14 protein-coding genes are annotated in these 13,857 nt (G+C 60.2%); 12 read left to right on the forward strand and 2 right to left on the reverse strand.

Features of this window, described 5'->3' with window-relative positions; all coding sequences use genetic code 11:
• Positions 1-15: 15 nt before the first annotated feature.
• Genes HB676_RS03565 through HB676_RS03575 form a run of 3 tightly spaced genes read left to right on the forward strand, consistent with a single transcriptional unit; the run spans position 16 to position 2,373 of the window.
• Complete coding sequence (locus HB676_RS03565; RefSeq protein WP_213736294.1) at positions 16-1,155, forward strand: alpha-D-ribose 1-methylphosphonate 5-triphosphate diphosphatase; 1,140 nt, start codon at positions 16-18, stop codon at positions 1,153-1,155.
• Positions 1,152-1,748, forward strand: a complete 597-nt coding sequence (gene phnN / locus HB676_RS03570) for a phosphonate metabolism protein/1,5-bisphosphokinase (PRPP-forming) PhnN (protein WP_213736295.1) — start codon at positions 1,152-1,154, stop codon at positions 1,746-1,748. Before HB676_RS03565 ends, phnN begins: the two co-directional genes overlap by 4 nt.
• Positions 1,749-1,761: 13 nt before the next feature.
• Complete coding sequence (locus HB676_RS03575) at positions 1,762-2,373, forward strand: pyridoxamine 5'-phosphate oxidase family protein (RefSeq protein ID WP_213736296.1); 612 nt, start codon at positions 1,762-1,764, stop codon at positions 2,371-2,373.
• A 51-nt stretch (positions 2,374-2,424) separates the two neighbouring features.
• Here the strand turns inward: HB676_RS03575 and HB676_RS03580 are convergent, their stop codons facing one another.
• Positions 2,425-2,700 (reverse strand): hypothetical protein, encoded by a 276-nt coding sequence (locus HB676_RS03580; protein WP_213736297.1) that lies wholly within the window; start codon positions 2,698-2,700, stop codon positions 2,425-2,427.
• Between the two features lie 140 nt (positions 2,701-2,840).
• Between HB676_RS03580 and HB676_RS03585 the strand changes: the two genes are divergently transcribed.
• Both HB676_RS03585 and HB676_RS03590 read left to right on the forward strand, forming a co-directional pair.
• Complete coding sequence (locus tag HB676_RS03585; protein WP_213736298.1) at positions 2,841-3,950, forward strand: enolase C-terminal domain-like protein; 1,110 nt, start codon at positions 2,841-2,843, stop codon at positions 3,948-3,950.
• Between the two features lie 144 nt (positions 3,951-4,094).
• Positions 4,095-5,066, forward strand: coding sequence for a 2-dehydropantoate 2-reductase (locus HB676_RS03590; protein ID WP_346347248.1), 972 nt, complete (start codon positions 4,095-4,097; stop codon positions 5,064-5,066).
• Between the two features lie 142 nt (positions 5,067-5,208).
• On the opposite strand, the gene HB676_RS03595 is transcribed toward HB676_RS03590, so the two are convergent.
• Entirely contained in the window at positions 5,209-5,682 is a 474-nt protein-coding gene (locus tag HB676_RS03595) for a hypothetical protein (RefSeq protein ID WP_213736299.1), read from the reverse strand.
• A 329-nt stretch (positions 5,683-6,011) separates the two neighbouring features.
• On the opposite strand from HB676_RS03595, the gene HB676_RS03600 reads away from it, so the two are divergent.
• The 7 genes from HB676_RS03600 to HB676_RS03630 all read left to right on the forward strand — a co-directional run bounded on the left by HB676_RS03600 (position 6,012) and on the right by HB676_RS03630 (position 13,703).
• Positions 6,012-7,316 carry an MFS transporter gene (locus tag HB676_RS03600; RefSeq protein ID WP_213736300.1) on the forward strand — a complete coding sequence of 435 codons (1,305 nt, stop codon included), beginning with the start codon at positions 6,012-6,014 and terminating at the stop codon, positions 7,314-7,316.
• Positions 7,300-8,271, forward strand: coding sequence for an amidohydrolase family protein (locus tag HB676_RS03605; RefSeq protein WP_346347249.1), 972 nt, complete (start codon positions 7,300-7,302; stop codon positions 8,269-8,271). Before HB676_RS03600 ends, HB676_RS03605 begins: the two co-directional genes overlap by 17 nt.
• 38 nt (positions 8,272-8,309) lie before the next feature.
• Entirely contained in the window at positions 8,310-9,350 is a 1,041-nt protein-coding gene (locus tag HB676_RS03610) for a 4-hydroxythreonine-4-phosphate dehydrogenase PdxA (RefSeq protein ID WP_213736301.1), read from the forward strand.
• Between the two features lie 207 nt (positions 9,351-9,557).
• Positions 9,558-9,899, forward strand: a complete 342-nt coding sequence (locus HB676_RS03615; protein WP_213736595.1) for a hypothetical protein — start codon at positions 9,558-9,560, stop codon at positions 9,897-9,899.
• A gap of 247 nt (positions 9,900-10,146) precedes the next feature.
• The gene (locus HB676_RS03620) at positions 10,147-10,521 is read left to right on the forward strand and encodes a hypothetical protein (protein ID WP_213736302.1); all 375 of its coding nucleotides are present in this window, start codon (positions 10,147-10,149) and stop codon (positions 10,519-10,521) included.
• A 39-nt stretch (positions 10,522-10,560) separates the two neighbouring features.
• Entirely contained in the window at positions 10,561-12,099 is a 1,539-nt protein-coding gene (locus HB676_RS03625) for an HlyD family secretion protein (RefSeq protein ID WP_213736303.1), read from the forward strand.
• Entirely contained in the window at positions 12,096-13,703 is a 1,608-nt protein-coding gene (locus HB676_RS03630; protein WP_213736304.1) for a DHA2 family efflux MFS transporter permease subunit, read from the forward strand. Before HB676_RS03625 ends, HB676_RS03630 begins: the two co-directional genes overlap by 4 nt.
• The last annotated feature ends 154 nt before the right edge of the window (positions 13,704-13,857 follow it).

Below are 13,857 nucleotides of genomic sequence, written 5' to 3' on the forward strand. Positions count from 1 at the left end.
GAGATGACATCCAAGATGACATCGCCCCGTTCCGAAACCGTCATCGGCAATGCCAGGATTGTTCTGGCCGATCGTGTGATCGAGCACGGCTGGGTCGCGGTCACTGGCGGCCGTATCGCCGAATTTGGCGAAGGTGACGCGCCTGCAGGCAGCGAGGATGCGGCCGGCGATCTGATCATGCCCGGCTTGATCGAGTTGCACACCGATCATCTCGAGGCCCATTACCAGCCGCGCCCGAAAGTGTTCTGGGATCCGCTCGCGGCGGTGGTCTCCTATGACGCGCAATTGGCGACATCGGGCATCACCACGGTGCTGGATTCGCTACGGGTCGGGAGCGACGAGGGCGTCACCGATGGCAGGTTGGCCGAGGCCATCACTGCCGCGCGGGAGGCGGGCCTGTTGCGCTCGGACCATTTCCTGCATCTGCGCTGCGAAATTCCGATGCCGAACGTGCTCGACCAGATGCACGAACTGATCGGGCGACCGGACGTGCGGCTGATGTCGCTGATGGATCATACGCCGGGGCAGCGCCAGTTTCGCGACGAAGGCAAGTTGCGTGAATATTATCGCGGCAAGGGCGGCTCGTCCGATGCCGAGCTCGATGTGATGTTCGCGCGGCGAACCGCCTATCAGAAGGTTCACGCTGCCGACAATTTGCGCGAGATCGTGACGCAAGCGCATGCGCACGAAATTCCGCTCGCCAGCCACGACGATACCACCGGGGAGAACGTGATTGACGCCATTCGGGACCGGGTTTCGGTGGCGGAATTTCCGACCACGATCGAGGCGGCGCGCGGATTGCACGAGGCGGGCATCGGCATCCTGATGGGCGCGCCGAATGTGGTGCGCGGCGGATCGCATTCCGGCAACATCGCCGCGGTCGATCTTGCCCGGGAAGGCATGCTGGATATCCTGTCTTCCGATTATATTCCTTCGAGCCTGCTGATGGCGGCGTTGCAATTGCCGGGGCATGTGCCGGCGATCGATCTGGCTTCCGCGGTGCGCACCGTCACCAAGGCGCCCGCCGAGGCGATCGGTCTCGCCGACCGGGGCGAGATCGCCGCGGGCAAGCGGGCCGACCTGATCCGCGTGCATGTCGCCCGCGACGTGCCGGTGGTGCGTAGCGTCTGGCGGGAAGGGGAGCGCGTGGCATGATAGAAGCTCCCGAAAATATAGATCATCGTCCAGCTACTGCCGCTACCGGCCGGCTTGTTCTGCTGGTTGGACCAAGCGGCGCGGGCAAGGATACGCTGCTCGGGTTCGCCAAAGCGGCGTGTGCCGAGGATCCCGGCATCGTGTTTGCGCGCCGCGTGATCACGCGCGAAGCCTCCGCGGCCGAGGACAATGAGGAAGTCAGTCACGACGCATTTGAAGCGGCGAAAGCGCGCGGCGACTATGCGGTGCATTGGGAAGCGCACAACCATCGCTATGCTCTGTCGCGCACGATCGATGATGAATTGGGGGCGGGGCGAACGGTGGTCGCCAACGTATCGCGAACCGTGATCGGCGCGATGCGCCGCGCTTACGCCGATGTCGTGGTGGTTCTGATCACCGCGCCGCCCCAGGTCTTGGCCGAAAGACTGGCGAAGCGTGGACGCAGCAGCGACGGAAGACTGGAGAATCGGCTGGGCCGCATCGTCGACGATACCAATACCGCCCCTGACATCACCCTCGTCAATGTCAGCAGCGCCGAATATCACGCGCGCCAGTTGGTTCGGATCATCAAAGGCGAGTGCCGGAACGGATAGGAGACACGCGGAGATGTCCATTATCGCGACGATCGAGCAGCTCGAGACGATTTATGGCCATCCCAACGACGCCTCAACCGTCAAGGTCGCAGATTACGTCACACCGGCCTATCGAATTCTGATCGAGAAGTCGCCGTTTGCGACGCTGGCGACATGCGGACCGGAAGGGCTGGATTGCTCGCCGCGTGGCGATCAGGACGGCTTCGTTCGCATCCACGACGACAAGACGCTGATGATACCGGACCGCCGCGGCAACAACCGCGTCGACTCGCTGCGCAACATCGTGCGCGATCCCCGCATCGCATTGCTGTTTCTGATCCCGGGTTCCGGCAGCACGCTGCGCGTCAACGGGCAGGCGCTGGTATCCGCCGATCCGGATTTGCTGGCGTCGTTCACGGTGGAAGGAAAGGCGCCACGAACGGTTGTCATCATGACGGTGCAGGAGGTCTATTTTCAGTGCGCGCGCGCCATCGTTCGCGCCGACCTCTGGAATCCTAACAAGCGCGTCGATCCCCGGTCGCTGCCGACGCCGGGCCAGATCCTAGCCGAAATGAGCGACAACCAGGTTGGCGGGGAAAAATACGATCAGGAGTGGCCGGAACGCGCGCGCCAGACGATGTGGTAGGTTGCAGCCCATGCCCAAAACCAGGCGCAAGGCGAAGCTAGCTCCGCGATTTTACTGACAGCTGTTCCGGTCGTCCCATCCACCGCCGGATCGAAAAGCGGACCAGTGCTGATAATCGGTCTGCTCGTCGTTGGGATTTCCCGGCTCCTGGCCGCAAAAGCTTCTTGCACTGTCGTCAGTTGAGTTATTGGCGCTACGGAATTGCTCGCTCGCGGCTGCGGGCGCGCGGTGCGCCTTGTGAACGTGATAATTGGACGCTGTCGCCATTTGACTCGCCGATCCGGTAATCAGCAACGCGCCGAGAATGGTCAGAACTGTCTTTCGCATGATTATCTCCGTTAATCTGACACTCGGTCGAGGTAGGATTCGTATGGAATCGAGCAATCGAGCTGCGCGAGCAGCATTGCTGGATCTGTGTTACCACACGCTCATCCACCCGGTTTCTGGAAGAGTACTGAAAGATCAAAATGACCAATGGCTTGAACGCGGAAGGGCAGCGAATTCGCTCGTTGACGACCCGCGGTGTGATGGTTCCGCTGAAATTTACACTTGGAACGAGTGCGGCGATCGTCAGGTCCGTGCCGCTGCTGCTTGTCGATTTGCTCAACGAAGATGGTGTGACGGGCAGAGCTTACGCGTTTTGCTACCGGCCCTCGGGAGCGGTTGCGATGTCGTCGCATCTCTTCGAAGCGGTCGATCTCTTGAAGGATAAGAATACGACGCCCCTTGAAGCAATGCAGACCCTTTCGCGTCAGTTTGCGCTGCTTGGGGTGACCGGCACCGTCCGGATGGCACTTTCGCTGTTGGACATGGCCATGTGGGACGCGCTCGCGCAGATGCAGCGTGTTCCGCTGTCTTCGCTCCTCGGGTCCAGCCCGAAATCGCTCCGCGCCTATGATAGCCGCGGCCTCGGGCTGATGCCGCCGGATCTCCTTGCGAAGGAAGCCACAGCCCTGCTGGAGAGCGGCCTTCGGGCTGTTAAGCTCCGGCTGGGATACCCGTCTCTTTTCGAGGACCTGGCCGCCTTGAGCGCAGTTCGCAGGAGCATTGCCGGCGGCGATGTTGCGATCATGGTGGACTACAATCAGGCGCTGACAAGTACGGAAGCCATTCTTCGCGGAAGGGAGCTGGAAAAGGAGGGAATCTATTGGCTCGAGGAGCCGATTGCCCACGATGATTATGTGGCGAGCGCCGCAATGGCGCGCGAATTGAAGGTTCCGATCCAGATCGGCGAGAACTTCAACGGTCCGGAAGGCCTGCTGCGTGCCGTCAATGCTCAGGCGAGCGATTACGTGATGGTCGATGTCGCGCGGATAGGTGGCGTAACCGGCTGGCTGCACGCAGCCGGCATCGCCGCGGCCCACGGCATTGAAATGTCGTCGCATCTGATGCCTGAAGTCAGCACGCATCTCCTTTGCGCAACGCCTACCGCCCATTGGCTTGAATACGTTGACTGGGCGGATGCGATTATCGAGGAGCCGTTGAAAATTCGCGACGGACTGGTTGTCACCTCGGAGAGAGCCGGCAGCGGGATTGTGTGGGATGAAGCCAGGTTAAAGCGGCTCGATACGATCTGAGTTTCGATGAGAACAATTCAGTCGCCAGTGCGGGAGCCCAGCGGCGTGCGGATCGAGTTTGCGTTCGATCCGCGCCTTGAGGAGTCGCGCAAAGCGCAGTAAGCCGCTTCAGGCGGCAATTGTCGCGGAAGAGGAGGGCCTATCGTGAGTAATCCCAGTATCCTGGTGCTCGGTGCCGGAGGAATTGGCGGCTATTTCGGCGGTCGTTTGGCTGGGAGTGGTGCCGATGTCACGTTTCTTGTCCGTGATGGGCGGCGTAAGATTCTTTCCGAGCAAGGGCTGCGGATCGAAAGTCCGTTCGGGGACGCGCAACTGGCTGTGAAGACCGTGGTCGCGTCGGAGGTGGCACCAATTTACGATGCGGTCATTTTGACCTGCAAGGCGTACGATCTCGAAGCCGCCGTGGCCGCGATCGCACCGGGCTTAGCGCCGGATGGTTACGTATTGCCTTTCCTGAATGGAATCGCCCACATCGACGTTCTGAACCAAAGGTTCGGCCAGCACCGTGTACTCGGCGGAACCGCAAAGATTCAGGCAACGCTTACGCCGAGCGGCGCAATTCGCCAATTCAACGATTGGCGGACGCTTACCTTTGGCGAACAGTCCGGCGAAATGACCGAACGCGTGAAAACGCTGGCAGCCTTGTTTGCTGCTGCGAAAGGCGTCGAAGCCTTCGCGGTCACCGACATCGTCCAGCGGATGTGGGAAAAGCTGGTTCACCTCTCAACCGCGGCCACAATGACCTGCCTGATGCGGGCGAATGTCGGAGAAATTGTCCGCACTCCCAATGGCCGCGAACTTTTCCTCGATCAGCTTCAGTGTGGCGCCGCCATCGCGGCCGCTAACGGTCATACGCCCAGCGATGACTTCATGAGATTGTGGAAGGAGACGTTCTCCCAAGCGGACTCGCAATACGCGACGTCGATGCTGCGCGACATCGAACGTGGTGGCCGAACGGAGGTCGATCACATCCTGGGTTTCATGCTCGACAGGGCCAGCGAGGCCAAAATTGCGCATCGTACATTGTTGCTCGCCTATACGCATATCAAGGCCTTTGAGCAGCGGTGTGCCGCCGGTCGTTTGCCTGCGCAAGCAGATACAGGCGAGTCCCATTAACGCGGTCGCAAGCAAATAATAGACCTCGTTAAAGCGATTTCGAACTGGAACTTGTCGGTGAATATCCGGTGCGCGGCTTCAACGGCCTGATCGAGCTGTTTGCGTATCACGGCTGAATTGGATCGCGACCATCAAGGGCAAGTCAGTCCCGTGGCATCTCGATATCGAAGTGACCTCGCATCTCGTCCACCACCTTGATGAGCGCCGATCGGATTATTGCAGCTGTTGAAGTCCTCGTCGATCCCGGTGCAAAGCTCACCATCGCGTTCCAAGGGTGATAGCCGTAAACCGTTATCGCCATGCCATGCTTCGGTGCGTCGGGAATCCTGGACAGGGCGTCCAGGATCAGGCTCTGCAGTTGGTCGGCCGTGCGCGTACGGGACTGCGGGGTTGCTATGATAATTTCCGGGATTGGCTCGGCTGCGGGCTGCTCCTCGGTGGGTTCGACTGTCTCCGGCGCCATCGACTCGAAAGTCGGCTCAGTGGCCGTTTTGGGAGCGTCATCCTCTGCTTTGGGGGTGTCGCTATTTTCCGCCGTCCTCCCTCTATGTTCCGGGTTCATCGCCCTTTTGATCATAGCCAACAGGCCATCATCAGCATCTTCGTTTTTATTCACTTCAGACCACTTTCGAGCAAAAGGTACCTAGGTGCGACGGCACAGTGCAAAAGCTATCGACACCAGTATTATGATATCCGCCACCAACATCCAATGCGGGTCGGCAACGCCGCTGCTGGTGGTATCCGAATAGATGTCACTACACCCTGTTTCTTCATTGTGCGGGAATAGGTCCGTCAGGTATCGTCCTGACAAGAATGGCCGGCGGCAAGCATCGCCGGCCCCTTGGGAGCTAACGTCAGGCAGGGGCAAGCGTCGCCGAAAACGAGCGTCGTTCCCCGTCAACATTCCGTCGGACCGCCAGAGTTCGAGGAACGGGGAGGAACGTCATGTCGGGACTGGACCATATCCAGACAAGCATCGGGACCGAAGGTCTTGCTGCACGGGCCGCCAGCACGGTGCGCTGGCGGATTTTCGGCATCGTTTTTGTGCTTGTCGTCATCAACCTGATTGATCGCGTGACGCTGTCGATCGCCATGCCGACAATCGCAAAGGAATTTTCGCTCGAACCGGCCATGCAGGGTCTCATCCTGAGCGCGTTCTTCTGGAGCTATGCGCTGCTGCAGATTCCGGGCGGTTGGCTGATCGATCGCTTCGGACCCCGCTCGTTGATTACAGGTGCCACGGTTGGCTGGGGTCTCTTTCAAGCCATCGCCGGCGTTGCCAGTGGCGGGATTTCTCTCTTGATCAGCCGCGTCGGTCTCGGCGCGGCTGAGGCGCCCCTGTTCCCGGCCGGTGCCAAGCTCAATTCGATCTGGCTTTCGTCGAAAGAGCGCGCACGGGGGGCCGTGCTGATGGATAGCGGCGCTCCGCTCGGCGCAGCCTTCGGCGGCGTCATCATCGCCTGGTTGATCCTCTCGCTCGGATCATGGCGGACAGCTTTTGTCGTCGCCGGCATCGCGACCATGCTGCTCGGAGCTCTCGCCTGGTGGTATCTTCGTGACGAGCCTGCCGATCATCCCGGCGTCAATGCCGGGGAACTCTCTCTCATCAAGGCGGCCGCGTCGGCGTCCCAGGTCGCACAGCGCGATGCTCCGCGTACCATCGCGCCGCGTTCGCTGGCCGCCATTCTGGTCGGCCGCATGAGCTGGGCCATGATCAATTTCGGCCTGCTGACCTGGGGTCCAAGCTATCTGGCGCAGGCGCGCGGCTTCGACCTCAAGCAAATGGGCGGTGCCACCTTCGTCATCTTCCTTGGCGGAATGTTCGGCTCCCTCACCAGCGGCTTTTTGGTCGACAAGCTTCAGGAACGTGGCATGCGGCGAGGCACCGTCTACAAGTGGGCCCTCGGCGTGTCAGGTCTCGGCGTCATGCTGTCCTTCTTTGCACTCCCCGAAATTTCGGACCCGGTGGCGGCAGTGGCATTGCTGTCGTGCACGTTGTTTCTGCTCTATTTCGGCAGCCTTTATTGGAGCTTTCCCGCCATTCTTGCGCCACATGACAAAGTCGGCATCGTCGGCGGCGCGATGAATTTTGCGGGAAGTTCCAGCGGCATTGCGATTCCGATCATTACCGGGCTGATCCTTCAGTCTACGGGAGCCTACCTGATGGTGCTGTACTTCTTCGCAGGCTGTGCCGCCCTTTACGTGATCGGTTCGCTGCTGATCGATTTCCAGAGTGCCGAAGGGCGTTGATACGGAGTACGACATGCCAGATCGACCGCTCTGGACCGGACCGATTGTGGACGCTCACCAGCACTTCTGGGATCCGGTTGCAAATAACCACCCCTGGCTGAAGCCCGACAGCAACATCCCGTTTCGCTATGGCGACTACTCGGCCATCAAGCGCCGCTATCTGCCCAACGACTATCTTGCCGATGCCGCCGGGCACCGGATTTCCGAGACGGTCTATGTCGAAACCGAATGGGACCCGGAAGCTCCAATCGACGAGACCCGTTACATTACCTCTGTGTCGGAGTGCTTCGGCCTGCCGAATGCCGTTGTCGCCCAGGCCTGGCTCGACCGCAGCGACGCACCATCGGTGATTGCGGGGCAGGCGGCCTTTCCGCTGGTGCGCAGCGTTCGCCACAAGCCGGGAGGTCCCGCAACCCCCGATGCGGTCGGAGCGGAACGCACGCTGATGTCGCATGAAGGGTGGCGAAAAGGATATGCGCTGCTGGAGCGCCATGGACTGCATTTCGATCTGCAGACCCCCTGGTGGAATCTGGATGAAGCGGTTCGTCTCGCGCGTGACTTTCCGCGCACCCTCATCGTGCTCAATCATGCAGGCCTGCCGTCGGACCGGAGTCAGGTGGGCCTCGCGGGATGGCACGCAGCCATGGGCCGCTTCGCGTCCGAACCCAATGTCCGGGTCAAGATTTCAGGCCTCGGACAGCGTGGCCGTCGCTGGTCGGTGGAGGACAACCGCTGGATCGTGCAAGAAATCATCGCGATGTTCGGCGCCGGGCGCGCGATGTTCGCGAGCAACTTCCCTGTGGACAGCCTCTGCGGTACGTTCGACACGATCTTTTCGGGCTTCAAACAGATCGCGTCGCAATATTCCGAGAGCGAACAGCAGAGCCTGTTCTGCGAAACGGCACGGAACGTCTACAAAACCTCGATGCTGCAGGCTAGCACTGCCGCGCAATAATCGCTGCCAGTCAATAACATTCCAAAAAGGCTGATGACATGAACCCTGCTCAAATCTCCACGGCACGCCGACCACGAATCGCCTTTGCCATCGGCTGTCCGGCTGGTGTCGCCCCGGAACTGACCGCCCGCCTGCTGGCCGACCCCGAGGTGACTGGAGCCGCAGAGATCGTTGCGATCGGCGATCGCCGTGTGCTCGACCGGGGCGCAGAGATCGCGGGCGTCAAGCTGGATCTGAACGACACGAAACCAGACGCGGCTCTGCCGTCCAGGATAGATCGTCCCGTTTTCGTGGATTTGGGGAATCTCGATCCGGCGACGATTCCGGTCGGGGAGCTTTCCGAGCCGTCGGGCAAAAGCGCTATCGCCAATTTCAAATACGCCATTGCGCTTGCCGCGCGCGGCGAGGCCGATGTCGTTGCGTTCAGCCCCTTCAACAAGGCTTCGATGCGGCTTGGCTATCCGGCTTACGAGGATGAAATCGTCTTCGTGACGGAGATGTTGGATTTCAAGGGGACGGCAAGCGAGTTCAATGTTTTGCCCAATCTCTGGAATGCCCGTGTCACCTCGCACGTGCCGATTTCCGCGGTTGCGTCGCTGATCACCTTCGACAATGTCTTGCGAGGATTGCGTCTGACGGATCAGGCGATGCGCGAGGGCGGCTTCACAAAGCCTCGGATCGCCGTGGCAGGCCTCAATCCGCATGCAGGCGACGGTGGCAATTTCGGCCGCGAGGAAATCGACGTGATCGAACCGGCTGTGACGAAAGCCTTAGGCGAAGGCATTGAATGCTATGGCCCTGTGCCTTCCGACACTGTGTTTGTGCGCGCGCGCAAAGGCGAATTCGATGCGGTATTGACCATGTATCACGATCAGGGACAGGTTGCGATGAAGCTGATTGGATTTGACCAGGGCATTACGCTCTTGGGCGGCTTTCCGTTTCCGCTGCTGACCGCGGCACACGGTTCGGCCTACGATATCGCGGGCAAGGGCGTCGCCAATCCCGGAGCTCTCCGCGCCGCGTTGCTGCTCGCCGCGAGGATGGGTGCAAGGCGGATGGCTGCAAAGGCCGCAGCCTGAACGCGAAGGCTGGCGCGGTACGGAAGCTTGCTGTTTTCGTGTTGTCTACACGACATCCCTTGACAATAATTCCCTGATACCTTCGATCGGCACTATGTCGCCAACCACGCAGTCCTGTTTCAGGGAATTCGACGTGGCAATGCGCTTTCGTTTCGGTCGCTCAGCCCGCGCGCCCGAGCGTGAACCTACCGGATATCGATCTTGAATCTGACACATGAAGACGACCCCCCCGACGAGATTTCACGGATCGAAGCCCAGATCGAGGAGCTTGCCGAAGTCTCCGAGCGATGCCGAAAGATTATATTGTTTTCCAAAACAGCAGTCGCCGGCGGCGTCGTATTGCTGCTCTTGATGGTACTTGGTCTATTCGGATCCAGCCAAGTCGTGGCGATCGGATCGATTGCCGTCGTACTGGGCGGGATCGTATCGCTCGGATCGAATATCAGTACGTTACAACAGACGATGGCTGCGATGAGCGCCGCCGAGGCGCTCCGTTCGGATCTGATCGGCAGGATCGACCTCCGCGTGGTCAGTGACAAAAAGTTCTGAATCGGATTTGACGTGCAGGGCGCGTTTGCCGATCGCGGCCAGCCGCTGCCTCATGATGCCTGCTCATACCTTGATATGATCGGCTTCCGCCCTGGGTTGTATGGTTCGGCAGTGATGTTGCGGATATCCCTACCTTGAAATTGAGGGAAGCCCGATCAAATCGCGTCGGGATCGCCTTATACCTGAAGCGTCTGCCCTGGAAGTCGCCGATGCGATGGCTGGGAGGATGCTTCTCAAGGAGGTCGAAATGCTGCTTCGCCTGCCAATCGTCATCCTGACGACGCTTTCACCCGTCGCCATTTCCGATGCGCCCCCCCGATTCGATATCGCGAAGGAGTGCCGTTTCGAAAGCGAATCCTCCAAAGCTTTCGACCGGTGCTCTCGTGATGAGGCTGAAGCGCTTCAGCAGCTTGAAACGGAGTGGCCGCAATTTGTCGGCGCCGACAGGAGCGGCTGTGTAGTCGAGGCAACGGTTGCTGGCTTCGCGAGCTACGTTGAACTGCTGACTTGTCTGGAAATGTCAAGGGATGTCGGCAACGGCAAGACCAATCCCCGTGGGGCGCCCGGGGCGCAGTCGACGCGTCCTCCGTCCGAATTGAGCGTCGTCGATAAACACGACTGATTTGCTTGAGAAGCGATCTTCCTTGGGAGGGAATGTCCGATGCCTGCTGACACCGTCGAAGACAAGAGCGTGGCAGCTTCGATCGAGGCGCCCGCAATAGGCAATACGGATGCCAAGGTCGATCGCGATGCCACATCGCCACGGGTGGATGTTGGCTCAAAACCAGCTTCGAAGCGAGAAATCACGCGGCAACGAACATTGCTGATCGGTGTGCTCGGCGCTGCGGTGATCGCGGCGGCGGTGTTCGGCGTTCCCTGGATCCGGTTCGTGCTCAGCACGGTTTCGACCGACGACGCCTTTGTGAACGGGCATGTGACGTCCGTCGCCCCCCGCGTCCACGGTCAGGTCGCCCGGGTTCTGGTGGATGACAACAACCGCGTGCACAAAGGTGATCTTCTTGTCGAGTTGGACAAGGAACCGCTCCGGGACGCCGTCGCTGTGAAGAAGGCGGCCGTCGATACTGCTGGGGCCGATCTCCAGGTAGCGAAGGCCACGGTTCGCGGTATCGAGGCGCAGGCCTGGAGCCGTCGCTGGCAATTGCAACAAGTCGTGGAGAACGTCGAAAACCAGATAAGCCTGCTGCATGCCCGCGTCGCCGCGCTCAGAAAAGCGAAGGCCACGCTTGTACTCGCGCAGCAGGAATTCGACCGGACGTCGCAGTTGGTCGTATCCGAGACGGCGAGCCGCGAGCTCTATGACCAGCGTCAGGCGACATTGTCGATTGCCCGGGCGGGTGTCGTCCAGGCATTGGCGGATGCGAACCAGATCCGTGTCTCGTTGGGCCTGTCGACACAGCCCGAAGACAGCGCGGATCTCGACCGGGTACCGGCCAACCTCGATGAGACGTTTTCTTCGGTCCTGCAGGCGCAGGCGGAACTGATTCAGACCGCGGCGGAACTGGGCGTTGTACATTCCTACAATCAGTCTCCGAAGCAGATGCTCGAAGCGTTCGAAAAGGGCGGGGTTGACCGCACGTTCGATCAACTCGCCCCGGTGGCGCCGCCTGTTAAGCAAGCCGAAGCCAAGCTCGAAGCTGCCAAACGCGATCTGGCTCTGGCTGAGCTCGATCTTCGCTATGGCGATGTCGTCGCGGAGATCGACGGCGTCGTCACGCGCCGGAACGTCAATCCCGGCAATGACGTTCAGGTCGGACAGAGCTTGATGGCGATCCGATCGCTCAGCGAGATCTGGATCGATGCGAATTTCAAGGAGACGCAACTGCGCGACCTGCGCATCGGTCAAGCCGCCGATCTCTATGTCGATATCTATGGCGACAAGCAGGTATTCAGTGGCCGGATCACCGGCTTTACGATAGGCACCGGATCGACGCTCGCATTGTTGCCGCCGCAGAATGCTACCGGCAATTATATCAAGATCGTCCAGCGGCTGCCGGTCCGGATCGAGCTTGAGGGTTACGATCCGGACAAGAAACCGCTGTTCATCGGCGCATCGGTTGTCCCTTACGTTTATCTGAACAAACCGGTGAACGGGCCGAATGCCGGGGCATTTCTTCGGGCCTTCCAGCCGCAATCGCAGGGCAGCGCTTCGGCCGCGAGCGCGTCAGGCACCGGCAAATGACAGACCTCGCCCTTTCACCTTCAAGGCCACGGGCCGCCGTAAACCCGTGGCTTGTCGCCGCCGTGGTCATCATTCCGACTTTCATGGAGGTGCTCGACACCACCATTGCCCTGGTCGCGCTGCGATACATTGCCGGCGGTCTTTCGGCCACGGTCGACGACGGCGAATGGGTCATCACCAGCTACTTCGCCGCCAATGCGATCATCCTGCCGATCAGCGGATGGTTGTCGGCTCGGCTCGGGCGCCGCAACTATTTCCTGCTGTCGATCGCAGTCTTTACTCTCGCGTCCGGCGCATGTGGCATGGCCACCAGCCTCGGCCAGTTGATCGTGTTTCGCGTCGTGCAGGGCCTGGCGGGCGGTGGTCTTCAGCCCTCCAGTCAGGGCGTGCTGCTGGACGCCTTTCCGGTCGAGAAGCAAGGCATCGCGATGACGCTGTTTGGCCTGGCTGCGCTGTTGGCGCCGGTGGTCGGTCCGACCCTCGGCGGCTGGATCACTGACAGTTATTCGTGGCGATGGGCGTTCTTTATCAACCTGCCGATTGGCCTCGTGGCATTTGGTGCGTGCTATGTCATGCTGCACGACCCGGAATACCTCGTCAAAGAGCGCAAGGAGTTGCGCAAGCAGCCTCTGCGTTTTGACGGAATCGGCCTGTCATTGCTGGTGATCGTCATGGTCTCCTGGGAGGTGATGCTCAGCAAGGGACAAGAGTGGGACTGGCTAAGCGATCCGTTCTGGCGCGTGCAGACGCTGACGATTTTTTTCGGATTCGGTTTGATCGCGCTGATCTTCTGGGAATTGCGCAACCCCAATCCTGTGGTCAATTTTCGCCCGTTAAAGGAACGAAATTTCGCGGCCTGCTGCGTGATCATCTTCGGCGCTTTCGCCATCCTTTACGCCGCCAGCACATCATTGCCCGCCCTGCTGCAATCCCTGTTCGGCTATGATGCTTTCAGCGCGGGACTGGTCATGTCGCCGGCGGGGTTTGGTGCGCTGTTGGCGATGCCGTTTGTCGGCATGGCACTTGGCAAGGGAGCGGATGCCCGGTGGCTACTCGCGGGCGGCCTGCTGACCATGGCGATCGCAAATTACTGGATGTCGCAGATGAATATCGAGATCAGCCCCGGCCAGGTGGTCTGGCCCCGGGTGTTGCTGGTGTTTGGACTCTCGATGTGCTTTGCGCCTGCCAACGTCGCGGCTTATCTCTATATTCCACCAGCGCTGCGTGGCGCAGCCGTCGGTCTGCTCAGTCTTTTGCGTAATGAGGGAGGCAGTGTCGGCACCTCGATGGCGCAGACCATGCAGGAGCGCCGTGAACAATTTCACGTCCTGCGGCTCGGCGAGTTCCTCGATTCGTTCAATGCAGGCGTGGTTTCTTTCCTGGCGCAGGCTCGCGGCGTTTTTCTGCAGCAGAGTGGCGATGCGTCCGCAGCCCAGCAATTGGCCTTGCAGACGCTCGAGAACTTGCGGCAGCAGCAGGCATCGTCACTGGCTTATTTCGATGTCTTTTTCTTGTTGGCCGTGGTGACGCTGATGCCGTTACTCGCGGTGCTGCTGATGAAGCGTTCGGTGGCTGAGAAAGGCGCCCGCATCGGCGGTGAATAACAGTCGTCGCCTCGCGATGCCAGCTCATACCTTGATATGATCGGCTTGTGCCTAGTGTTGGATGGTCGAGCACGCCGGTGGCCTGCACAATGGCGTGACCCTTCAACAGAGGACGAACGGAAATGTGCAGGCCTTTCTCATCGCCGACCTGGCG

The organism is Bradyrhizobium sp. dw_411 (assembly GCF_018449695.1).
Classification (GTDB): Bacteria; Pseudomonadota; Alphaproteobacteria; order Rhizobiales; family Xanthobacteraceae; genus Bradyrhizobium.

Bases quoted from the DNA above. Each gene is read 5' to 3' on its own strand.
- HB676_RS03610 (WP_213736301.1), top strand. From the start codon at position 8,310: ATGAACCCTGCTCAAATCTCCACGGCACGCCGACCACGAATCGCCTTT.
- HB676_RS03565 (WP_213736294.1), top strand. From the start codon at position 16: ATGACATCGCCCCGTTCCGAAACCGTCATCGGCAATGCCAGGATTGTT.
- HB676_RS03580 (WP_213736297.1), bottom strand. From the start codon at position 2,700: ATGCGAAAGACAGTTCTGACCATTCTCGGCGCGTTGCTGATTACCGGA.
- HB676_RS03630 (WP_213736304.1), top strand. From the start codon at position 12,096: ATGACAGACCTCGCCCTTTCACCTTCAAGGCCACGGGCCGCCGTAAAC.
- HB676_RS03625 (WP_213736303.1), top strand. From the start codon at position 10,561: ATGCCTGCTGACACCGTCGAAGACAAGAGCGTGGCAGCTTCGATCGAG.
- phnN (WP_213736295.1), top strand. From the start codon at position 1,152: ATGATAGAAGCTCCCGAAAATATAGATCATCGTCCAGCTACTGCCGCT.
- HB676_RS03575 (WP_213736296.1), top strand. From the start codon at position 1,762: ATGTCCATTATCGCGACGATCGAGCAGCTCGAGACGATTTATGGCCAT.
- HB676_RS03600 (WP_213736300.1), top strand. From the start codon at position 6,012: ATGTCGGGACTGGACCATATCCAGACAAGCATCGGGACCGAAGGTCTT.
- HB676_RS03585 (WP_213736298.1), top strand. From the start codon at position 2,841: ATGACCAATGGCTTGAACGCGGAAGGGCAGCGAATTCGCTCGTTGACG.
- HB676_RS03620 (WP_213736302.1), top strand. From the start codon at position 10,147: ATGCTGCTTCGCCTGCCAATCGTCATCCTGACGACGCTTTCACCCGTC.